Genomic DNA, 22,041 nt, shown 5'->3' with positions numbered 1-22,041 from the left:
CAGGGGTCACGGAACACATTCATCCGGGTAGACCCTTGTCAAAAAGTGGACGTAGCCCATTCAATCCCCGCGTCAATTGTCTGTCCCAGTCTTTCCCAGGGCCCTGTTTAGCCCTTAAGCTCGGCGAGCAGGCGGCCGAGGAGCCGGGAATGCTTAGCGTGCTCATGGCAATACTGGCCTCGGCTGCGGTGCCGACCTTCGAGGCGAAGCCTTGCACCGGCCTGCCGCCGCAGGCGCATGCGCGATGCGGCACGGTGTCGGTACCCGAGGACCGTTCGACCCCCTCGGGACGCCGCATCGCATTGAACGTCGTCGTCGTTCCGGCGGCGAATCCGGCGCGAGAGCCGCAAGCACTGTTCGACCTGGAAGGCGGGCCCGGCCTGGCCGACACGCACAATGCAGCCTTCTATCTCTCCGACGGTCTTGCCTATTCCGCCACGCGCGACATCGTGCTCGTGGACCAGCGTGGGACGGGCGAGTCGAATCCGCTCGACTGCCAGGAGTTCGATGCGGCGGACCAAGCGCTCGAACCGATGTTTCCCGAGGCGGCGGTCCGCTCCTGCCGCGCGCGGCTGGAACGCGCGGCGGCGCTCGAGCACTACACCACGGACGATGCCGCCGCTGACCTCGATGCCGTGCGCGAGGCGCTGGGATATGCGCGCATCGATCTCGTTGCGCTGTCCTACGGAACCACGCTCGCGATGCGCTACATCGCGCTGTACGAACCGCGCGTGCGCAGCGCGATCCTGTTGTCGGCGGTGCCCCCATCCGCGATGCCTCCGCGGCACCATGCAACGGCTGCACAGGCCGCAATGGAGCAACTGTTCGCCGATTGCAGTGCCGATACGGCCTGCCACGCGCGCTACCCGGCGCTGCAGGGCAATCTGACGGATGCGCTGCGCGCGCTGCGCGCCGGTGGCCGCGTCGATCCGCAGGTCGCGATGGAGCGGCTCAGGACGAAGCTCTACTCGGCGAGCGGCATGCGCGCGCTGCCATCGATCATCGGGCGACTCGCTGCTGGCGATGCGTCCATCCTCGCATCCGGCAACGAGCGGGCGGGCTTCAATTACTACGACGGCGTGTACCTGAGCATCACCTGCTCGGAGAGCCTGCCGTGGTTCGACGTGCGCAACGCCATGGATGCGTCGCGGCGCACGCAGTTCGGCGACTATCGGCTGGCGCGGCAACGCGCGGCCTGCGCGCAATGGCCGCGTGCGTCGGTGCGACGGGACTTCTTTGCTCCGGTTCGCTCCTCCGTGCCGACCCTGTTCGTTTCGGGCGGCCGCGATCCCGTGACGCCGGCCCGCTGGGCCGAACAGGCGGCGCGTGGTTTCCGCCATGCAAGGCGCATCGTCATTCCCTGGGCAGGGCACGTCGTCGACGGGCTTGGCGGACTCGATACATGCTTCGATCCGCAGATGATCCGGTTCCTTGACGCCGCGGACCCGAAGGCGGTCGATGCCGGATGCTTCGCGGACATGCATCCGCCCGCCTTCGACCTTGCCGAGCGAGCGCCAAGCTTGAGTGAAAAATGAAAAAAACGTGTCAGATCGCCCAATCACCGCGCGACGCGACTCTGCTCTGTTTCGACTCGTCAGCAGGCACCGAAACAAGCGTCAGGTCAGGTTGGACTTCCCCAACCCGGCCTCACGGCCCGCCCACCAATGTTATGTCGGACTCCGCGAGAGCGCTGTCGCCATCGGCAGTCGTCGCCTTCAGATAGATTCGCTGAAAGCCCATTGCGAGGCCGGAAGGAATGATTTCTTCGCCCGAGCCGAGGTATCCGGTCACGCTGTCGGTCCAATCCAAAGTGGCCGGCGCCGATGCGCTGCCCGAGAACGCAGATATGGCTCCGCCGATCTGAAGACCATCCGTCGGTACGAAAATTGTTACAGTCAGGCTGCTGAAGCCGTTCATGAAGATGAGGTCGCTGGCGCCGGCGCTGGCACAGGCCGCTGCGTTCACCAACATGGCATAGCCGAAAAAGCGAAACACGCGGGATTTCGACACGGCGATCCTCCCTTTCAGGACAGGCCTCGGTGACGATGCCCAAGTATACCGCCGCCGCGGGGAAGGAAAAAAGAAAGGGACGGAGGAATTTTCCGTTTGAACCTTCCGGCCCCCCAAGTGCGGGGACCGGCCGCGCCAAGGTCCAACTTCCGAGCAACTGTCTTGTGATTGCGCACTTCAGCTCCGGCGATACTTCCGGCACGCTCCCGAGTCCTTGATCAGGGCTAGCGTTCCCACGTATCGATCATCGCGATCCGAAGCGAGGAGGGCCGTTATGCCAACCATGGACCGCCGGCAGTTTCTGAAACTATCCGCCGCGATGGGCGCGGCGTTGGCCTGGGGCGGTGCGTTCGGGCGACCCTCGAAGAGTGGCTGGCGCGAGCAACGCGATCTGTATCCGCAAGGCGTCGCGTCGGGCGATTCCGACGACAACAGCGTCCTGCTCTGGACGCGCCGCCCGTATGCGGACGGGCGCAAGAGCGCCAAGCTCTTGGTCGAAGTGGCGGAGGATTCGGCCTTCACGCGAGTGATCGCGACGACGTCGGCGCAAGTGTCGGCCGCGTCCGACTGGACGTGCCGAGTGCTGGTCGGCCATCTGTCACCGGCCGCAGAATACTGGTACCGCTTCGTTGACGACAAAGGTAACGGCAGCCGCATCGGCCGAACGCTGACGGCGCCGAGCCCCGATGATCCACGGCCGACGCGCTTCGCGTTCGTCAGTTGCCAGGACATCTGCATCGGTCATCTGAATGCGTATCGACGAATGATCTGGGAAGACGAGCGCGCCGCGCCCGAGGAAAGGCTTGGCTTCGTGCTGCACCTGGGCGACTTCATCTACGAAGTCGTGGCGTACCCGGACCAGGTGAAGAACGGCCATGAGTACGATCGCCTCGTCACGTTCCCGATCAGGTATCCGAAGGGCAAGGTGGTCGCCAAGAACCGCTTTTGGGTGCCGGACTCGCTGGAGGATTATCGCGTCGCCTACCACGCCTACCTGCAGGATCCGGACTTGCAGGATGCGCGCGCCCGCTGGCCCTTCGTCGCGATGTGGGACAACCACGAATTCTCCTGGCAGGGCTGGCAGACGATCCAGGAATATCCCGGGACCGAGGGCTGGGTGCCCGCGCAGACGCTCAAGGTCGCGGCGAACCAGGCCTGGTTCGAGTACCAGCCGGCGCGGGTGTCGCCGCCCGGCAGGTCGCTGGACACCTTCGCTGCGCCGCAGGTCGTCGATGCCCCGGTCACCGCGTTCGACGACGACGGGCTGGGTCGCGAACCCAACAACCTCGCCGCCATCGACAGCCTGATCGTGTATCGCGCGTTGCGCTGGGGCCGTCATATCGACCTGATCCTCACCGACCAGCGCAGCTTTCGCTCGCGCGATCCGGGCTTGAGCGATGAGCTCGCGGCACTGTTCGAGGGCGACGCGCTGGGCTGGGTGCCTGAAGAGCTGGCGATGCAGCTCGACGGCGGCCGCGACTACGGTGGCGGCCAGCCACCGGCGCAGCTGGCCTTCCGCGACCGGCGCGTGGCCAACTTCCGCGCCGGCAAGGCAGCACAGACGATGCTGGGGGCAACGCAGAAAGCGTGGTTCATGGAACGACTGCGCGGCGCGCGAGCCACCTGGAAAATCTGGGGCAACTCGCTGGGTACGCCCGACTGGCGTGTGGACCCAAAGAACCTCCCGCCCGCATTTGGCCCGTGGCCCGGCAAAGGCTTCGCCGTGATGGCCACCAGCGACTGGGGTGGCACATATCACGAACGCGCCGAGATCTTCGACGCCGTGCGCGACGCGGGCATCACCGGTTTCGCCATCGTCTCCGGCGATCGCCACAGCTTCTGGGCGGGCTACGCGGCCAAGGCGCTGCCGCCGGAGGCCTTCGAGCCCGTGGGCGTCACCTTCGTCGGCGGCTCGATCTCCTCACCGGGCATGTTCGAAGCCTCCGAGCACAACCTGAAGAAGGATGACCCGCTGCGCCCGCTTTACGTGGCCAACCCCGCGGGCGGCCCAGCCCAGTGCAGCGCCAACCTGCTCTTGCGGCACGGCGTGCGGTCGGCGCTGGCCTTCGCCGCCCGTGGCGACATGGAGGAGGCGCGCGCGGCAAGCAACCCGGATCTCGCTCCCCACCTCACGTTCGTCGACATGGGCGGACACGGCTACTCCACCGTGCGCGTCGACGCCGACACCATGGCAACCGAGTTCGTGTGCATCCCGCGGCCGCTCCAACGCAGCGCAACACCGGACGGCGGACCGCTGCGCTACCGCGTCCGCCATGAGGTGGCGTTGTGGCGAGCCGGCGAGCGGCCGCAGATGCGCCAGACGGTGCTGGAAGGCGATCCGGGGCTGGCGGTGTAGGCGAGCGCGGAACCAGGTGCGACGAGGTAGGACATGCCTATGCCACCGTGGCGCTGCAGTCGTGGGCTGTCTTCCGTAGGCTGTCTTCTTGAGCAGGGTGTCGCAAGGCTATGGCGCGCCACCGCGAGCCCAGCTGCAGGAGACGCGGCGAGGCACCGGGCGCGAACGTAACCATGATGATCTTCGCTGCCCCAGAACGCCGGCGGGATTCGGGCAGTGGCGATCGGCGTCATGCAGGAGGTTTCCAGTCAACACGATCTGCTGCGGCGCTCCTTGCTAGGCTTCGACGGTTGCCTGGCGACCGCCGCATATCGGCGGACGTCGGGCCATCCACACGACCAGCCGAACCGGGACCAGGCATCATGCATACAGACTCTCCTTCACGCGTGGATCCCGACGGGCTGCGCGAGTACTCGGTGGTGTTCACCGACCGCGCGCTCAACCACATGTCCACGCGCTTCCAGCAGGTGATGCGCGACCTGTCGGCAAACCTCAAGACGGTGTACCGCGCCCACGCGGTGGCGCTGGTGCCCGGTGGCGGCACGGCCGGCATGGAGGCGGTGGCGCGGCAGTTTGCGCAGGGCGCGCACGTGCTGGTGATCCGCAATGGATGGTTCAGCTACCGCTGGAGCCAGATCCTGGCGGTCGGCGGGATCGCGGCGCAGACCACGGTGCTCACCGCGCGTACCACCCACGGCGCACACCAGGCACCGTTCGCGCCCGCGCCGATCGACGAGGTGGTCGCCGCGATCACCGAGGGCAAGCCGGACGTGGTGTTCGCGCCGCACGTGGAGACGTCCGCGGGCCTGCTGCTGCCGGACGACTACCTGCAGCGGGTGGCTGCAGCGGTACACGCGCACGGCGGCCTGCTGGTGCTCGACTGCATCGCCAGCGGCGCGCTGTGGGTGGACATGCAGCAGGTGGGCGTGGACGTGTTGATCTCCGCGCCGCAGAAGACCTGGAGCGCCACGCCCGGTGCCGCGATGGTGATGCTCTCGGCCGCGGCCGAGGCGCGCCTCGCCACCACGCGCAGTTCCAGCTTCACGCTCGACCTGGCCAAGTGGCGCGGCATCATGGCGGCATACGAAAACGGCGGCTTTGCTTACCACGCCACCTTGCCGACCGACGCCCTGGCGCAACTGCGCGATGCCATGGTCGAGACTGTGACCATGGGCCTGGAGAACGCACGCAACGCGCAACGCGAGCTGGGTGAGAAGGTGCGCGCTGCGCTGGTACGCCACGGGTTTCCGAGTGTTGCGGCCGAAGGTTTCCAGTCGCCGGGCGTGGTGGTCAGCTACACCGACGAGGAGGCCATCCACACCGGCCGCGCGTTTGCCGCGCAGGGTCTGCAGATTGCGGCCGGCACGCCGCTGGCGTGCGATGAACCGGCCGACTTCAAGACCTTCCGCATCGGCTTGTTCGGGCTGGACAAGCTCAAGGACGTGGACGGCACGGTGCGGCGGCTGGAAGCGGCGCTGGCGCGCATCGCGGGGTGAGCCCCCGCGTGAGGTAGCCGTCGCTGCATCCGCGGCCGGCTCGAGGACCGGTTGCCTGCGCGCTGGACGCACACCGATCCGCCGGTGCACGCTGTGCGGCGCGGGCGTACCCACTGCATTGCATCTTTCCGAGGGCATGGCATGCGAATCACATGTGCGGTTTTCCTGCTCGCGCTGGCGGTGGCTCCGCCGGGCAATGGCGCCCCCATCAACACCGGTCAGCCGTCGGCGCGGGCGGAGCTTCTGGTCGACCATCACACGCATCTGAACGCGCCGGCGATCCAGGCGTTTGTGCCGACCTTCTGCGAGCAGATCAGCCGGTACGGTCGTTGCGACGCCGCCCTGACCACGCCCTACACGCCGGATGACCTGCTGCATGCCATGGACAAGGCCGGCGTCAGCCGTGCGCTGGTGCTGTCCACCGGCTACCTGCCGGAAAGCCCGATGATGGATCCGCCGCCAGCCAATGCCACCGGCCTGATGCACTCGGCCAATGCGTGGACGGTGGGGTTGGTCCGGGCGCATCCGGACCGCTTCCGGGCATTCATCGCGGTGGACCCGCTGCGGCCCGATGCGCTCCCTGAGCTCGCGTACTGGCGCGGCAACGCGGCGGTCAGCGGGGTGAAGCTGCATCTCACCAGCTCCGGCGTGGACCTGCGCAACGACGCGCACCTGGCCGCGCTGGCGCGGGTGTTCAAGGCGGCCGGCCAGGCGCACTGGGCAGTGCTGGTGCACCTGCGGACGCAGCGCGGCGATTACGGCGCGAAGGACGCGCAGCGTTTCATCGACGAGGTGCTGCCGGCGGCCGCGGGCGCACCGGTGCAGATTGCGCATGCCGGCGGGTGGGGCGGTATCGATCCGCCCACGCTTGCCGCATTGACGGCTTTCGCCGATGCCATGCAGGCGCATCCGCGCCGCTTTCGCCACGTCTGGTTCGACCTGTCAGGGGTGTGGACGGACAAGACGCCGGAGGCCGACAAGCGTGCGCTGGTGGCGCTGATCCGGCGCATCGGGCTGCGCCACTTCCTGCCCGGATCGGACTGGCCGTACACCGGCGCCGACCTGGCCGACTACGACGGGCGCGTCGTGCCGCAGCTGCCACTGACAGCGGCGGAGCAGGCGATCATCCGCACCCAGGTGGCGCCTTACGCGCGCTGAGGCGGGCGTGAGCGCCGGTGGCGCGGCGACTCGTGCGGGTGGCGGGCGCGGTGGTCGCCGCGGCCGAGGAGCAAGGCGGCCTCGCTTGCGCAAGAGATGCGCTGGTGCCTGGGCCGGCAGCCCCCGACCGGTCGCCTGCGCCGTCGCGGCTGGTCGTCCGCCGTGCCGGAGCGCTTCGGCGACCGGCTTCGCGTCATGTGCCCTTGTGCATCCGGCACATCCAGCGCGAGTGCCATCCGCAGTCACGCCACCAGTCGCTGGCGCCGGTGACCCCGCAACCCATCGCGCGGGCACTCCTTGCGACGCGCAAGCCCACGGATGTGCACGTGCATGGACGAAAGCGACCCGGCATCTCCCCCGCAAGCGGCAGCACCCGCAGGGCCGCTGTGACCGCGCCAGAGTGGAGCGCCAGGAACCGGTGAGCCCGACATGCTTATCGGGCTTGGCCTCTTGCAGTTCATCGGAGACAGGAGGCCGCGTACAGTGCGCGAAGCGGTCGCCCAAGCCCGCCACTGCCGGCGCAACCGGTCACGGCCGGGACGATGCGGCCGCGCGATCGCAGACCGCCGCGCCGTTGCCGGCCCTAGCCAGCCAGCTCGCGCATCATCCCCAGGTCGCGCACGAACTCCTCGAACGCTGCCGCCCGCGCGTCCTCGCCCGGCAAACGCAGGATGTACGACGGATGCACGGTGGCGAAGCCGCGCGTGTGCTGGTCCAGCGTGATCCACTGGCCGCGCTGCGCGAGCAGGCGGAAGTCGCCACCGAACAGGTTCTGTGCGGCCATCGCGCCGAGGCAGACGATCAGGGCAGGGCGGATGCGGTCCAGTTCGGCCGCCAGCCACTGCCGACAGGCGGCCTGCTCCTGTGCGTTGGCGCGTGCGTGCAGGCGGCGCTTGCCGCGCGGCTCGAACTTGAAATGCTTGACGGTGTTGGTGATGTAGAGCCCTGCGCGATCGATGCCCAGCTGCGCCAGTGCCCGGTTGAACAGCTCGCCGGAGGGGCCGGCGAACGGCTGGCCGGCGAGGTCTTCCTGGTCGCCGGGCTGCTCGCCGACCACCACGATGCGTGCATCCTCCGGGCCTTCGCCGAACACCGTCTGCGTGGCCGGCTGCCACAGCGGGCAGGCACGGCACTGGCGGGCCTGCTCGCGCAGCTCGGCAAGGCTGCCTGCGGGCAGTGGTGCGGCTGCCGGCTTGACCGGCGCCGGGATGCGCAGTTGGGGCATCGTCGGCGCCTTGTCCACCATTGCCTGCATGCGTGCCGACGCGTCCTGGATCAGCCCCGGGATCAGGGCTGCTTCCGGCAGGTTCTTCCAGTAGCGCACCGGCATCTCCTGCGTCATGGCGCGTACCTTCAGGCGGGCCGGATTGAAGATGTTGGCGAAGTAGGTACGCCACAGGTCTTCCAGCGCATCGCCGGTGGGTGCATCGGCCTTTTCGGCGCCGGCCTGCAGCCGCAGCGTCTCGCCGTCCCAGTGGGCGCTGCGCAGCGGCGTGAGGATCGACCAGCGCATGCCGGTGAAGCGGCGCACGAAGAACGGCGCCACCCGCGCCACGATGTCGTGCGACGGCTCGAACCAGGCGATGAACACCGCGCCGTCCGGTCCGTCCACCTCGCGAAAGCGCACGAATGCTTTCATCTTGTGCATGTCGCGGCGCACCGCCTTGGCCGCCATGTGCGCCCAGGCGACGTCGTCGTCGCTGGCGATCTGCAGCAGGTTGCGCTCGCCATGGGTGAGCCGCCACAGCATGCGGTAGAGCACCGCGTGGCGGCGCGGATCGCTGTGTGCGAGCACGGTGTCGGCCAGGCTCATGAACTCGCGCGGCACCCGTCCCACCGCTGCGGCCGGCGCGTCGGCGGGCAGTGCCGGCTGGCCGGCGCCGAACAGGTCGGTGGCGCCGCCGGCCTGCCATTGCACTTGCGCCGGCGGCGCGCCGGCGGCCAGCAGTTGCCTCGCCGCCGTGCGCCAGGCGGCGAAATCGGAACCGTCCTCGAGCACCACGCTTTGCATCAGTGGCCGAACATGTCCGCCTGTCGCGGCGTGGTCAGCTGCGCGCGCAGCGTGCTGCTCTCGCCGTCGGCGCGCGGGCGGTAATCCAGCGTCTCGACGAACGGTGCCACCTTGCCCACGGCAACCCGCAGCTTGACCAGGTCCTGATAGCGGATGCGCCGGTGCGTGCGCATGGCCAGCAGCTTGTCGACCGTGCGCACGCCCAGCCCCGGCACGCGCAGCAGCATTTCCTTCGGGGCGGTGTTGAGGTTCACCGGGAACTGGCTGCGGTGGCGCAGCGCCCAGGCCATCTTCGGGTCCACGTCCAGGTCGAGCATGCCGTTGTCGTCCGGCGGCGCGATCTCCTCCACGTTGAAGCCGTAGAAACGCATCAGCCAGTCGGCCTGGTACAGGCGGTGCTCACGCACCAGCGGCGGCGGACGCAGCGGCAGCGCTTTGGATGCATCGGGAATCGGGCTGAAGGCGGAGTAGTAGACGCGCTTGAGCCGGTAGTTGGCGTACAGGTTGGTGCTGGAGGTGAGCACGTCGCGATCGGTGGAAGCATCGGCGCCCACGATCATCTGCGTGCTCTGTCCGGCCGGCGCGAAGCGCGGCGCCTTTTTCTCCGCCTTGGATTCCTCGATGCCCAGCCGCAGGCGGCCCATGGCCTGGCGGATATCGCGCAGGTTCTTCTCCGGCGCCAGCGACTTGAGCCCGCCCTCGGTGGGCATCTCCACGTTGATGCTCAGGCGGTCGGCCCAGCGCGCGGCGGCGGACAGCAGCTCCGGCGACGCGTCCGGGATCGTCTTGAGGTGGATGTAGCCGCCGAACTTGTGCTCCTGCCGCAGGCTGCGCGCCACCCGCACCAGCATCTCCATGGTGTAGTCGGAGGACTGGATGATGCCCGAGGACAGGAACAGCCCTTCGATGTAGTTGCGGCGGTAGAAGTCCAGCGTGAGCTGCACCACTTCCTCCACCGTGAAGCGCGCCCGCTGCACGTTGGAGCTGCGGCGGTTGATGCAGTAGGCGCAGTCGAAGATGCAGAAGTTGGTCAGCAGGATCTTCAGCAGCGAAATGCAGCGGCCATCCGGCGCGTAGGCGTGGCAGATGCCCATGCCCTCGTTGGAGCCGATGCCGCCGGTGCCGCGCGAGTCACGCCGGTTGCCGCCACTGGACGAACACGAGGCGTCGTACTTGGCGGCATCGGCGAGGATGGCGAGTTTGGCGGACAGTTCCATGCCGGACGGATGATCGTGCAATTGGGTCCGCGCAGCGTGAACGTGCACCGCCTCGCATCCTGCGACGCGAGGCGTGGCCTGCGTTGTGCCGGTCGCGGCGAAGTGTCGCGGGGCGTCGGCGCGCGGCCCCGATTTGCTTCGCCGACGTCGGTGCCGCGACGCGAATGCTCGCGCCCGGTCGGACCGCGCGGCCGGGCATCGTGGGCCCGCAGCGAGCCCTAGCGCATGTCCAGCGCGTGATGGATCAGCACCACGCACTGCGAGGCAAACAGCATGGTCGGGCCCAGCGTGATCTTTTTCGCGCCGAGGCGATCGAGGCTGTGGAAGGTCTTCTTCGGCATCGGGATGTGGTCGGTGAGGACGAAGCAGGGATTGCCGCCGAACGCCTGCTCGCTCATCGGCGCGCCCTTGCGGTCCATGACGAACAGCGTGTGATCCTCGGCCAGCTCCTGCACCAGCCGCTCGAAGCTCACCGTGCGCACGGTGATGCCGCCGGCAACCGGCCGGGTTTCTTCCTTGCCCATGCCGACGGAAGCGTCCAGCGCCCGCGCCACCGCCGCCAGCAGGGTTCGCTCGTCGAAGCCGCCGACATCGGTCAGCGCGTCCGCCTCGACGCGGATCGTGCGCGAGTAGTCCGCGGTGCTCTCAAGCACCAAGTACACGACGACGTCGCGCCGGTGCGACTGCGCCACGAAAATCGCGTTCATCAGCGTGTGGGCGAGGATCTCGGTGTGCGCTTCCTTGCCCACGCCGGCGAGCAGCTTCTGGCTGTCGGTGGGGGCGGCACGCGCGCGCAGGACGAAAGTTCGCATGGAGGTTCCGGTCGGCAGGAGGGTGGCGCACCGCCAGGCGCGCCAGGCGCCGATTGTCCACGAACCGGCCGCCCGGAACACAGCGCAACACCCGCCGAGGCCGCGATTGCCTGCGGCCCGGCGGGGCACCACGGCATCGGTGTGCTCAGTACGGGTGCTGCCGGTAGAACAGCTCCAGCTGCCGGAACACCTCCGGCAGGTGCTCGCGCAACGCACGCGGCGCCTCGAAGAACTGCTCGCTCGCCACGGCGAAGAATTCGGCCGGGTTCTCCAGCCCGTAGGGGTCGATGGGGATCATCTCGCCGCGGCGATGCTCGCGGCCGAGGCGCTCCCATGCGCCGGACAACACCTGGGTCCAGGTGCGCGGATCCATCCGCCGATGCAGCGGCGGGAAGCCGTTGGCGACGCCGTTCTGCAGGTCGAGCTTGTGCGCCATCTCGTGGATCACCACGTTGTGGCCGGCCCGGCGCCCGGCCTCCAGCACATCAGCCCAGGACAGGATCACCGGCCCGCGCCCCCAGGCTTCGCCGGCCATCGCGGCGTTTTCCTCGTGCACCACGCCGGCGGCGTCGGTGCGCGTGCGTCGCGGGATGAAGGCATCGGGATAGACGATGACGCTGTGCCAGTCGTCGTACCAGTCGATGCCCAGCTTGAGGATCGGCACGCACGCATGGGTGGCCAGCAGCACGCGGTCAGCGTCGTCCAGCACCAGCCCCTGTACCGGCTCGATCGATTTGCGCTGCAGGAACAGCGTGGCCAGCACCCGCAGCGCGGCCTGGTCGGACGCGCCCAGCCGCTGCGCAGGCGCACACCGCGCCAGCGCGGCCTGCCACAGCGGTTGGGGAATGGGATGTCTCGCCACGATGCGGCGCACGCGCCAGTTTCTGAGCTTTTGGAACATGGCCCCACGCGGGAGGAGTCTTGGCGGTCCCAGCATCTGGGCGATGCGGCGTTTCTCAAGCGCCGGCACGGCGGGGAGGGCGGACCGTCGCAACGCCGGGAGTCGCTCCAGCGCCGAACATGCAGGTGCCCGTGGCCGCCCCGGCGGCCGCCGCGCCAGATACCGGACTGCGTTGCCTGCCTGACTTGGAGGCTTCACCCGTAGATCGGTGGCTCGCGCTGGCTGCTGGAAGGGGCGATGATCGGCAGCGCGTGGGCCGCGGAACCGTGGTGACGCGACCTCGGTCCATCAGTCGGCCCATCCGGAGTGGATGTCATGTCGCATGCTGCTGCAGATCTGGTAGGTGAGCTCTACGGCTGCTTGCTGCACGAACGGCCACAGACCCGCGCGCTGGATCTGCTGTGCGCGGCGGTGGGCGCACGCCATGCAGTGGTGATGAGCGGCGGGGCGGCCACGGGCTGGCGCATGGCCACTTCCCACCACCTCGCCGCGAATGACCTGGCCGGGCTGGGCGGCATTTCCGACTCGCCGGAATTCGCCCGGACGCTGGCGCGGGCGACGCCGGGCAGCTTTGCCCGGATGACCGCGCTGATGACACGCCAGCAGCTGGGCAACAGTGACGTGTACCAGCAGGCGCTTAGGCCGCTCGATGGCGGACTGGCAGCATGCGGCGTGCGCGTGCATGGCGACGGGATGATTGCCACCGCCTTCTGCCGATCGCTTCGTGCCGACGCCGATTTCGACGATGACGCGCTGGCTACGCTGGCCCGGTGCATGCCGCACCTGGCCGCTGTGGTGACGTTGTCCGAACGCATGGAGCACGAGCGTCGCCTGCGGGAGAGCGCGTTCGACGCGCTGCACATAGTGCACGACGGAGTGATCGTGCTCGGCGCGCGGGGTGCCGTGGTGCACGTGAATGCGGCGGCGGAAGCCACGCTCGCGCAAGGCGATCGACTGCGGCGCAGCGGTCGCGGCATTGCCGCCACCGATCCGTCCGACGAGCGGAGGCTGCAGCAGGCGGTGCAGTCGGTGCGCGCCCTGTCGCCCGCATCGCCAGGCGCAGTATCGCCGCGACTGGTGCTGGGGAAGCGGCGGCCGGGCTGGCCACTGATCATCACGCTGTTGCCGGCGCAGCGGGCGCTGCTGGGCGGCGGCGATGGCCGCGAAGTGTTGCTGCACGTGGTGGACGCGGGCCGGCCGTCGTGCCTGTCGGCGCGGACGCTGTGCGACGAGTTCGGGCTGACCGCGCGTGAGGCCGCCCTGGCCGAGCAACTGGCGCACGGAGCCACCCTGCATGAGGCGGCCCGGACGCTGGAGATCTCGGTGGGCACCGCGCGGCAGTACCTCAAGGCGGTATTCGCCAGCGTCGGCGTGCACAGCCAGGCGGACCTGCTGCGCATCATCCGCCGCTGAGGCAAACCCCGGGTCGCACTGGACCTCCCAGCTGGGAGGGGCGCGCCGCGTCGGGGCTGGCTATAAATCGACGGCGCAAAGGGGGCGCGACTCGCCTGGGGTGGGTGCGCCGATGTCGTCAACACCATTCAAGGAAACGCCATGCATACCTCAATAAAGGCGCTGGTTTCGCTGCTCGCGCTGAGCCTCTCCCTCGCCGCTTCGGCAGCAGGCGCGCAGGGCCCGCTGGGGGCGGTCGTGGGTAACACGCTGGTGGCGGACTACGGTGACAAGGGCGTCATTACTGGCGACTTCAACGCCGATGGAACCGTGCAGATCGTCTTTCCCGACGGTCACACGTCGCAACAGCAGTGGCTGGCCGACGACAAGAACTTCTGCATGATGGAAATGACCGCCGCCGGCACGCCCTTCACCTATCACTGCGAGCGCAACCTGCTGGCGGGCAAGAAGGTCGGCGACAGCTGGAAGCAGACAGATTCCGACGGCACCCCGGCCACCATGACGATCAAGCCGCGCGCCCGCTGAGCGGCCACCCGCGCCGGGATTCTTCGACCGGCGACGGAAGCCACGGCAGCCGTTGATCCGCGTTCCCTGCGGCCGCGATAACGGCGGCCACGTATCCAGACACATCAGGAAACTCTCGCATGGCAGCCTTGCCCAAGACCGCAACCTGTGTGCTCGGCCTCCTGCTGCTGGTGCAGGGGTGCCAGACCGCGGCCTGCAGTGACGCGCCGGCGCGCACGGTCATCACCAGCCAGGCCCAGCTGCCCCGGCACAGCTACGCACTGACCACACCGACTGCCTCGGCCCTGCTGGATGACGAAGCGGCTTTCGGCGTGCTGGCGAAGCAGGTGCAGCGCAACACCGAAGCCACGCTGCGCGACTTCGACATCCGCGATCCGCAGGCGACGATCCCTTACTACGTGGTGCTGCGCAACCTGGCGCTGCTGCGCGGCGATGCGCCGGCAGAACGACGCTGCGGGCGGGTGATCCGGTCGCTTGAGACCAAGCCTGCCGCCGGCCTCCTCGACAGCCTGCTGGAGGATGCGGCCGCGACCGCCGCACAGGCGCCCCCGGGGAAGCGTGACGCGGCCTTCCGCGACGCGCTGGCCCGGGCCGTGGAGCCAATGCCCTGGCCGGTGGTGCAGGAGTCGCTCAAGGGCATGCGGGCCGCCGCCCAGGTGCCGAACGTGTCGGCCCTGCTGCGCGGGCAGCTTCGCTCGGACCTGGATTCGGTGGTGAAGGCAGGTGGCCGCCTGAGTGACACCCAGGCCAACACACTCATCCGCACGCAGGTGGCGCTCCGGCACATCGCACCCTACCAAGCGGTGACCGCCGCCGTGCTCGGCGACTACCTGACCCGCCACGCCGTGGCCCGTACCGATATATGGCCGGCCCGCGCCGTCACCCTTGCCGCCGGTGAGGACCTGCATCCGGTGCGCGTGGCGGTGTGGGATGAGGGGGTGGACGTGTCGCTGTTCCCCGGCCGGTTGTACGTCAACGATCGCGAGCAGCCCAACGGCCGCGACGACGATGGCAACGGCTATGTCGACGACATCCACGGCATCAGCTTCGACGAGCGCGACCAGCCGGCCATCGGCCCGATGCTGCGCTTCGATGATTTCTATCCCGGGCGCGAGGCGGAGCTGCGTGCGTTGTCCATCGGCCATTCCGACGCCGGGGCTGATCGGGCGACCCCGGAGGCTGCCGCGTTCCGCCAGCGGCTGGCCACGTTGAAGCCGGCCGAGCTGGCTCCCCTGGTCGAGGCCGGCATGTTCTACGACGGCTACTACTCGCACGGCACCCACGTGGCCGGCATCGCGATGGACGGCAACCCGGCCGCGCGCCTGCTGGTGGTGCGCTACAACTCCGACGGATACCACGCCAGGCCGCCGGCCATGACCGACGCCGCCGCGCGTCGCTATGCGCGCAACGTCATCGCCATCGTGGCCTACCTGCGCGCGCAGCACGTGCGGGTGGTGAACATGAGTTTCGGCCTGGGTCTGGCCGAGATCGAAGCCACGCTGGAGGCCAACAACGTGGGCGCCACGCCGGCACAGCGATCGGCGATGGCGGTCAGGACACTGGGCATCGTGCGCGAGGCGTTCGTCGCCGCGATGCGCGGCGCGCCGGAGATCCTGTTCGTTCCCGGCGCCGGCAACAGCAATACCGACATGGCCTTCAGCCCCGACGTGCCGGCCGGCATCGTGCTGCCCAACGTGCTGGCGGTGGGCGCGGTGGACCAGTACGGCGACGCCGCCAGCTTCACCAGCTACGGCAAGCAGGTGGGCATCTACGCCAATGGCTTCGAGGTGGACAGCCTGCTGCCCGGGGGCTTCCACGAGCGCAAGTCCGGCACCTCGATGGCGGCGCCGCAGGTGACCAACCTGGCGGCCAAGCTGTTCGCGCTGCGGCCATCGCTTACGCCGGCGCAGTGCATTGCGTTGATCCGCCAAGGTGCCACGCCCTCCGCGGACGGCAGGCGCGCGCTACTGAACCCGCGGCGCACGGTGGCGTTGCTGCAAGGCAAGACGCTGTCGCCCCCACTTGCGGAGACACCGCCATGAAACTTTCCATCTGCTGTTTCGCCGCGGCCATGCTCAGTGCAGCCGGCGGCGCCATGGCCCAAACCGACGCGGCCGTGCCGGCGCGCAAGGTGGCCGTGGTCGATCATGCGTTCGGGCTGACGTTGCCTGATCCCTACCGCTGGATGGAGGGGCAGAAGAACCCCGAGTTCCTGGCCTGGCTGACGGCGCAGGGCGAAGCCACGCGCGCGTCGCTGGACGCGCTGCCGACGCTGGATCGATGGCGCTCCACGCTCCGGCAGGCCAGCGCGGTCGGCGTGCGCAACCAGCAGCCCGTGCGCTTCGGCGATCGGGTGTTCTTTGTGCGCAGCAGCGGCAGCCAGAGTGGTGTGTTGATGGTCCGCGAGGCCGATGGCCGGGAGCACACGGTGCTCGATCCTTCCACGCACGACGACGCCAGCGGCAAGGCGTCGATCACCACCTTCAGTCCTTCCCCGGACGGCACGCGCGTGGCGGTCAACATCGACCATGGCGGCAACGAGCTGAGTCGCATCACCGTGCTGGACACGGCCAGTGGCGAACCCACCGGCGACAACGTCGGCGTCGTTTGGGGTGAAGTGGAGGCGCGCTGGCTGCCCGACGGCAGCGGCTTCACCTATACCCAGATGAACCCGACACCGCCAGCCGGCGATCCCATGCAAGGCATGCGCGCGCGCCTGCATGTGCTCGGTCAGGCCGCCAGCGGGGATGCGCTGCTGCTTGCGGCCGGTGACGGTGAGGGCGCCAACGCCGCCTTCGCCATGGGCGCGAACGAATTCCTGGAGATCAATGCTGGCGCCAGCTCGCCCTGGGCGATGGCTGCGGCCTTCGGTGCGCAGCGCGAGCGCCGTGTGTGCGTGGCGCCGCGAGCCCAGGCACTGGTGACTGGCGCCGCGTGGCGGTGCCTGGCCGCCTTCAGCGACGAGGTGCTCGGCCAGGCGCTGCACGAAAACACCCTGTACGCGCTGTCCGTGCACGGGCATCCTAACGGCCGGCTGCTGGCCATCGACCTGGCGCAGCCGAACGCGTCGCTGCGCACCGCGCGCGAGGTGATGGGCGAGCAGGCGCAGGGCGTCATCGAAGCAATGGCGGCGGCGCGCGACGGGCTGTACGTCAAGCGCATGACGGACAATCGCGACAGCGTCGAGCGCATCGACTACGCCACCGGCAAGGCAACGCCGGTGCCGCTGCCGTACCGCGGCGGTGCCCAGTGGTTTTCCGCACAGCCGGATACCGACGGGCTGGTCTACACGCTGCAGTCGTGGGATCGGCCGCGGGTGACCTACGCGTACCGTGGCGGCAAGACGATCGACTTGGGTCTGGGCGAAACCTCGCCGGTGCCGCACGACGGTATCGTGGTGGAAGAAACCGAGGTCACCAGCGCCGATGGCACCCGGGTGCCGCTCACCGTCCTGCATCGTGAAGGCATCGCCAGGGACGGCGGCAACCGTACGCTGGTCTACGGCTACGGTGGCTATGGCCTGTCTATCCAGCCGAGCTTCCGTCCGGATGTGCTGGCCTGGGTGAATGCTGGCAATGTGGCCGCCATTGCCCACGTGCGCGGAGGCGGCGAAAGGGGCGATGCATGGCATCGCGCCGGCAAGGGCCCGCTCAAGCACAAGGGCGTGGAGGATTTCGTCGCCTGTGCCGATGCGCTCGTAGCCGCCGGCTACAGCCGCGCCGAGAACGTGGCATTGAATGCCGGGAGCATGGGGGGACTGATCGTCGGCGGCGCCGTGGCGCGGTTTCCCCAGCACATGGGCGCGGCGGTGATCCAGGTGGGCATGCTCAACCCGGTGCGCTTGCTGCAGGGCGTCAACGGAGCCAGCCAGATCGCCGAGGTGGGCGACCCGCGTACCGAAGCAGGCATGAAGGCGCTTGCGGCCATGGATCCTTACCAGCACATCCGCGACCACGTGGCATATCCCGCCGTGCTGATGAGTGTGGGACTCAACGACGGCCGCGTTCCCACCTGGGAGACCGGCAAGTTTGCTGCCCGCCTGCGCGCAGCGCGCAGCAACGGACGGCCGGTGTGGATACGCACCGATGCGCTCGCCGGCCATGGCACGGAGTCGATGGACGCCGAGGCGCTGGAGTCGGCGGACATCTTCGCTTTTCTCGACGCGCAGCTGCCGGGGCGTGGAAAAGGCAGCGCAGTACCGCAGCCCTCCCCATGAAGCGGGGCGGCTGACCGGGTCGCGCCGACGGCGGTTACAGTTACCCGCGGCGTCCCGATTTCCACTGCGCAGACGCGCCTGCTGCACTGGCACTGGCGTTGTCAGCGCCAGTGCCAGTGGCGTCATTGGTCAGCTTGCGCGTTCGTCGCGTTGGCCACCACCGGCAGCAGCACCGCGCTCTTGCCGTCTGCCCCGTGCTCGATGGTCACCGTGGCCTTGCGGTAATTCTCCGGCTTGGCGAACAGGATGTTCGGCAAGTAGGTCTGCGGGTTGCGGTCGTACAGCGGGAACAGGGTCGACTGGATCTGCACCATGATGCGGTGACCGGGCTGGAACGCATAGTTCACCGTGGGCAGGCGGAACTTGTATTCCTGCACCGCGTTCGCCGGGATCGGCGAGGGATTGGAGAAGCTCTTGCGGTAGCGGCCGCGGAAGATGTCCATCGACACCGGCAGCTCGTAGCCGCCCATCGCCGGATCGCTCGGCACCGTGCCGGGGTAGACGTCGATTAGCTTCACCACGAAGTCGCCGTCGGTGCCTGTGGTGCGGGCGAACAGGTCGGCGATCGGCGCGCCCTGCACGGTGACCGTCTTCGTCAGCACCGGCGTGGTGTAGGACAGCACGTCCGGACGCGTCTCCACGAAGCGCTGGTCCTGCACCAGCCAGGTGCGCCAGCGGTCGTTTTCCTGCGGGATCGGCCGCGGCAGGTAGGGCACCGGCTTGGCCGGATCGGAGACATAGCTGTCGCCGTCGCCGCTGGGCGCATCGAAGCCCAGCCCGAAGTCCGCCTGCAGGTAGAGCGGGGTGAGCTGCTGCTCGCTGGCCGGCTTCCAGTGCTCGAACCGGTCCCACTGCTGCGCGACCGGGTTGTAGATCATCGCGGTGGGCAGCGGCTGGGGCATCGGGGTGCCGCGCAGGTAGTGGTTGAACCACGGGATCATCACGTTCTGGCGGAACTGCGCGGTGGTGTTGCCCGGCCACTTCAGCGGGCCCATGGTCCAGCCGTCGCGGTTGATCTGGCTGTGCCACCACGGGCCCATCACGAGATGGTTGTTGCTGCCGTGGCCGGCCTCGGTCAGCGCCTCCCACGCATGCACGGCGCCGTAGATGTCTTCCTGGTCCCACAGGCCCTGCAGCCACATCGTCGGCACGCTGGAGGGATGCGCCACCAGCAGCGTGTCCAGCGCCTGCAGCTGCCAGAACGCGTCGTAGGCGGGATGCGCGGCGAAACGCTGCCACCACGGCAGCTGCTTGAATCCGTGCGCCTCGGCATAGGCGCCAGCCGAGCCCGCCTCAAGGAAATTGGTGTAGTCGTCGTAGTGGCTGCGCGGTACCTGCTCGCCTTCGCCGGCCTCGGTCATCTGGCCGGTGAAGTAGTCCAGGTTGACCTGGCGCAAGGCGCCATAGTGGTACCAGTCATCGCCCATCCAGCCGTCGATCATCGGGCTCTCCGGCGCGGCCACCTTCAGCGCCGGATGCGGATGGAGCAGGGCCATCGCCACCGTCCAGCCGTCGTAGGACGAGCCGATCATGCCGACGTTGCCGTTGGACTCGTGGATGTTCTTCACCAGCCAGTCGATGGTGTCCCAGGCATCGGTGGTGTCGTCGGTCCTGGTCGGATTGAGCGGGCCCATCGGCGGGCGCGTCATGATGTATTTGCCCTCCGAGCCGTATTTGCCGCGGATGTCCTGCGCCACCAGGATGGTGCTGCCGTCGGCCCAGTCCTTGTCGCCCGACCACACCGCGTCGGCCATCTTCGGGCTGTCGCCGGGCATCATCTTGCCGGCGTTGTACGGCGTGCGCTCGAGCAGCATCGGCAGATCGTGCGCGCCCTTCGGGATCATGATCACCGTGTGCAGCTTCACGCCGTCGCGCATGGGGATCATCACCTCACGCCGGACGTAGTCGAAGTTCTCCTGCGGCTGCACCCACTTGGCCGGAACGTCCGAGCCGGTCTGGATCATGTCCGGCGTCACCTTCGCCTGCTGCCCCATCGGTGGCGCGGCGGAGGCGGTGGCCGAGGCCGCCCAGAGCAGGGCAGTAACCAGAGGCATGATCGTGTGCTTGGTCATCGCGGCTGTGTCTCCTTTCAGGGTTCGGTCGCGCTGCAGCCTGCCACAAAGGTAGGGTCGCCGGTGCAGTCCATACTTGCGCCAACGGTGGGTGGGGCTGTGGAGCAGGGCCCATGGCCCCGCGGACCGTGACTTGTGCGCATCTTCCGCGTTGTCGTACGCGGGTACCACCGGCGTCGTCCGTATGCGCCGCCATGGCCGGAGCTGCTCCTGTTCGAACGCACGCCACGTGGATATGATCGGGTTGGGGAGGCGGGTGCGGGTCGCGCGCGCTGGGTGTCCGCTCACGAGCCGGTCCAGAAGGATCAAGGGGAAAACTGCATCGTTTGGCTGGTTCCGTCCAGACAGAGCGCTTTTGCCTGCAGATGGGGGTTGGCCGTTGCCTGGGGTGTGAGAGCAAGGGGGCATTGCGGGCGACGCGCCATGTGGCCTCTGACCTCGCGGCTGCGCGATCAACCGATCAACTTCGGGGCAGCTCACGGCGATGGTGGCGAACAACCACGTGATGAGAGGCCCCCCGCTGCCTGGCGGTTCCGAGCATGAAGGCAGTCTGCGCCGCCGGTGGAGACTGGGGTCACCCAAAGGCTGCTTGAACGCGCATCCTCACCTTGCAGGCTCAGCATGTGAACAGGTTTTTCATGGGCCGCTGAAGGGCGGAGAAATATAACGGCAGGTCGAGCCAGCTTCAGCTGGCGGCCGATAACCAAGGGAAGGGATAGGGACATGAAACGCTTGACCTGTGTGGCATTGGCCGCTGCGCTTGCCGTGATCGGTGGAGCTGCGCATGCAGCCGGAAAGTTCATCGCGGCACCTGATCGCACGGACATGATTGACGACCCGGCGCGTGGCCTTGTCTACATCGCCGATGGCGACCGGATTCTCCGTTATGACATAGCCTGCGATTGCGAGCTTGCTCCGCTCGTTACGGGAGGCTCTCTCAAGGGACTCGACCTCTCGCCCGACGGCAGCACACTCGCCGTCGCGTCCGGCAATGACAGTGATCCGTCGAACGAGTGGATCTACCTCGTCGATCTCTCTTCACTCGTGGTCACGCGAGTGAACGTGCCCGGGAAAGGCAGCTACGAAGTGGGCACCTTCTCCGTTGCCTATGCCGCGGACGGCGCGCTGCTGGTGACTGCACGATTCGGCGGTTCGGGCTGGGTGCCGTTCAGGCGGTTCGACCCGCCGACGGGTAAGTGGGAGACCCTCTCCTCATCGGTTCGGCAGGACACGATGCTGTCCGCCAGCGGCGACCGCAAGGTCGTCGGCTTTGCCGAGGCCGATATCTCGGACGGGCGTTGGGGTGCCTATTACGAGGAGACTGGAAATTTTGTCGAGCGCACCGGGTACGAGGACGGGACGTCGTGGTTCAACTTCGAGATCGCAGTGAACAGCGACGGGTCGCAGTTCGCCGTACCGACCTATGGCGGGACATTTCTCTACGACTCCGAGTACGCAAAGACCGGAACCGTGGGCATCTACGCGCAAGCCCAGCCCATCGGCGCTGCCTATGATCCGGTCCGGTCTCTCGTATATTTTCCATGGGCGACCACTCGCGAAGTCCGAGCATTCAACTCCGCCACGCTCCAGCAGGTCGGAAGTTACGACTTCGAAGATGACTTCGATTTTGTTGGCAACAATGCCTTTGTCCAGGGCCGCACCCGCCTCTCCCGGGATGGTTCGCTGCTGATGGTGTCGGTCACCGGAGGCGTGCGCATCCTCCGCCTCTACGCGCCACTTTCGACCGAGCCCGTCACCGCATCCACCAGCGGCAGCCGGGTCAAGGTCGCCCTGCACGCATCGCTTGGCGTGGACGGGAAGTTCTCCTACGACCTGCCGGTCCAGCCTGCGCAC

General features: G+C 68.2%; 15 protein-coding genes. 9 read left to right on the top strand and 6 right to left on the bottom strand.

The window, feature by feature from the left end; translation table 11 throughout:
• Positions 1–149 precede the first annotated feature (149 nt).
• Complete coding sequence (locus VFG40_RS05950) at positions 150–1,535, top strand: alpha/beta hydrolase (protein ID WP_324895911.1); 1,386 nt, start codon at positions 150–152, stop codon at positions 1,533–1,535.
• Between the two features lie 112 nt (positions 1,536–1,647).
• Here VFG40_RS05950 and VFG40_RS05945 read toward each other — a convergent pair whose 3' ends face one another.
• A complete protein-coding gene (locus VFG40_RS05945; RefSeq protein ID WP_324895909.1) occupies positions 1,648–2,010 on the bottom strand; it encodes a hypothetical protein in 363 nt (120 codons plus the stop codon).
• A 274-nt stretch (positions 2,011–2,284) separates the two neighbouring features.
• On the opposite strand from VFG40_RS05945, the gene VFG40_RS05940 reads away from it, so the two are divergent.
• The 3 genes from VFG40_RS05940 (at position 2,285) to VFG40_RS05930 (ending at position 7,020) form a co-directional block, all read left to right on the top strand.
• The gene (locus VFG40_RS05940) at positions 2,285–4,366 is read left to right on the top strand and encodes an alkaline phosphatase D family protein (RefSeq protein ID WP_324895907.1); all 2,082 of its coding nucleotides are present in this window, start codon (positions 2,285–2,287) and stop codon (positions 4,364–4,366) included.
• A 362-nt stretch (positions 4,367–4,728) separates the two neighbouring features.
• Positions 4,729–5,862: an aminotransferase class V-fold PLP-dependent enzyme gene (locus VFG40_RS05935; RefSeq protein ID WP_324895905.1), complete on the top strand. Its 1,134-nt coding sequence runs from the start codon at positions 4,729–4,731 to the stop codon at positions 5,860–5,862.
• 141 nt (positions 5,863–6,003) lie between these two features.
• Positions 6,004–7,020, top strand: a complete 1,017-nt coding sequence (locus tag VFG40_RS05930; protein WP_324895903.1) for an amidohydrolase family protein — start codon at positions 6,004–6,006, stop codon at positions 7,018–7,020.
• Positions 7,021–7,603: 583 nt separating this feature from the next.
• Here VFG40_RS05930 and VFG40_RS05925 read toward each other — a convergent pair.
• From VFG40_RS05925 to VFG40_RS05910, 4 genes are all read right to left on the bottom strand, one after another.
• On the bottom strand, positions 7,604–9,031 hold the full coding sequence (locus VFG40_RS05925; protein WP_324895901.1) for a UdgX family uracil-DNA binding protein: 1,428 nt from the start codon (positions 9,029–9,031) through the stop codon (positions 7,604–7,606).
• Entirely contained in the window at positions 9,031–10,248 is a 1,218-nt protein-coding gene (locus VFG40_RS05920) for a putative DNA modification/repair radical SAM protein (RefSeq protein WP_324895899.1), read from the bottom strand. The genes VFG40_RS05925 and VFG40_RS05920 overlap by 1 nt, the downstream gene beginning before the upstream one ends.
• Before the next feature lie 218 nt (positions 10,249–10,466).
• Complete coding sequence (gene trmY, locus VFG40_RS05915; RefSeq protein WP_324895897.1) at positions 10,467–11,060, bottom strand: tRNA (pseudouridine(54)-N(1))-methyltransferase TrmY; 594 nt, start codon at positions 11,058–11,060, stop codon at positions 10,467–10,469.
• Positions 11,061–11,205: 145 nt separating this feature from the next.
• Positions 11,206–11,934 (bottom strand): M90 family metallopeptidase, encoded by a 729-nt coding sequence (locus tag VFG40_RS05910; protein ID WP_324895894.1) that lies wholly within the window; start codon positions 11,932–11,934, stop codon positions 11,206–11,208.
• 342 nt (positions 11,935–12,276) lie between these two features.
• Here VFG40_RS05910 and VFG40_RS05905 point away from each other — a divergent pair, with 342 nt between their 5' ends.
• The 4 genes from VFG40_RS05905 (at position 12,277) to VFG40_RS05890 (ending at position 18,115) form a co-directional block, all read left to right on the top strand.
• Positions 12,277–13,374: a helix-turn-helix transcriptional regulator gene (locus VFG40_RS05905; RefSeq protein WP_324895892.1), complete on the top strand. Its 1,098-nt coding sequence runs from the start codon at positions 12,277–12,279 to the stop codon at positions 13,372–13,374.
• A gap of 141 nt (positions 13,375–13,515) precedes the next feature.
• Positions 13,516–13,899, top strand: coding sequence for a hypothetical protein (locus tag VFG40_RS05900; protein ID WP_324895890.1), 384 nt, complete (start codon positions 13,516–13,518; stop codon positions 13,897–13,899).
• Positions 13,900–14,018: 119 nt separating this feature from the next.
• A complete protein-coding gene (locus VFG40_RS05895; protein ID WP_324895888.1) occupies positions 14,019–15,941 on the top strand; it encodes a S8 family serine peptidase in 1,923 nt (640 codons plus the stop codon).
• Positions 15,938–18,115 carry a prolyl oligopeptidase family serine peptidase gene (locus VFG40_RS05890; protein WP_324895886.1) on the top strand — a complete coding sequence of 726 codons (2,178 nt, stop codon included), beginning with the start codon at positions 15,938–15,940 and terminating at the stop codon, positions 18,113–18,115. The genes VFG40_RS05895 and VFG40_RS05890 overlap by 4 nt, the downstream gene beginning before the upstream one ends.
• Before the next feature lie 122 nt (positions 18,116–18,237).
• On the opposite strand, the gene VFG40_RS05885 is transcribed toward VFG40_RS05890, so the two are convergent.
• Positions 18,238–20,187, bottom strand: coding sequence for a CocE/NonD family hydrolase (locus VFG40_RS05885; RefSeq protein ID WP_324895884.1), 1,950 nt, complete (start codon positions 20,185–20,187; stop codon positions 18,238–18,240).
• A 723-nt stretch (positions 20,188–20,910) separates the two neighbouring features.
• Between VFG40_RS05885 and VFG40_RS05880 the strand changes: the two genes are divergently transcribed.
• Positions 20,911–22,041 (top strand): YncE family protein (locus VFG40_RS05880; RefSeq protein ID WP_324895882.1); only part of this gene is annotated, 1,131 nt, incomplete at its 3' end.

The sequence above is a fragment of the Dyella sp. genome, from assembly GCF_035685805.1.
Taxonomy (GTDB): domain Bacteria; phylum Pseudomonadota; class Gammaproteobacteria; order Xanthomonadales; family Rhodanobacteraceae; genus Dyella_A.
This window is presented reverse-complemented; position numbering and strand designations above follow the sequence as displayed.

Bases quoted from the DNA above. Each gene is read 5' to 3' on its own strand.
- VFG40_RS05930 (WP_324895903.1), top strand. From the start codon at position 6,004: ATGCGAATCACATGTGCGGTTTTCCTGCTCGCGCTGGCGGTGGCTCCG.
- VFG40_RS05940 (WP_324895907.1), top strand. From the start codon at position 2,285: ATGCCAACCATGGACCGCCGGCAGTTTCTGAAACTATCCGCCGCGATG.
- VFG40_RS05950 (WP_324895911.1), top strand. From the start codon at position 150: ATGCTTAGCGTGCTCATGGCAATACTGGCCTCGGCTGCGGTGCCGACC.
- VFG40_RS05895 (WP_324895888.1), top strand. From the start codon at position 14,019: ATGGCAGCCTTGCCCAAGACCGCAACCTGTGTGCTCGGCCTCCTGCTG.
- VFG40_RS05900 (WP_324895890.1), top strand. From the start codon at position 13,516: ATGCATACCTCAATAAAGGCGCTGGTTTCGCTGCTCGCGCTGAGCCTC.
- VFG40_RS05890 (WP_324895886.1), top strand. From the start codon at position 15,938: ATGAAACTTTCCATCTGCTGTTTCGCCGCGGCCATGCTCAGTGCAGCC.
- trmY (WP_324895897.1), bottom strand. From the start codon at position 11,060: ATGCGAACTTTCGTCCTGCGCGCGCGTGCCGCCCCCACCGACAGCCAG.
- VFG40_RS05920 (WP_324895899.1), bottom strand. From the start codon at position 10,248: ATGGAACTGTCCGCCAAACTCGCCATCCTCGCCGATGCCGCCAAGTAC.
- VFG40_RS05925 (WP_324895901.1), bottom strand. From the start codon at position 9,031: ATGCAAAGCGTGGTGCTCGAGGACGGTTCCGATTTCGCCGCCTGGCGC.
- VFG40_RS05935 (WP_324895905.1), top strand. From the start codon at position 4,729: ATGCATACAGACTCTCCTTCACGCGTGGATCCCGACGGGCTGCGCGAG.
- VFG40_RS05905 (WP_324895892.1), top strand. From the start codon at position 12,277: ATGTCGCATGCTGCTGCAGATCTGGTAGGTGAGCTCTACGGCTGCTTG.
- VFG40_RS05885 (WP_324895884.1), bottom strand. From the start codon at position 20,187: ATGACCAAGCACACGATCATGCCTCTGGTTACTGCCCTGCTCTGGGCG.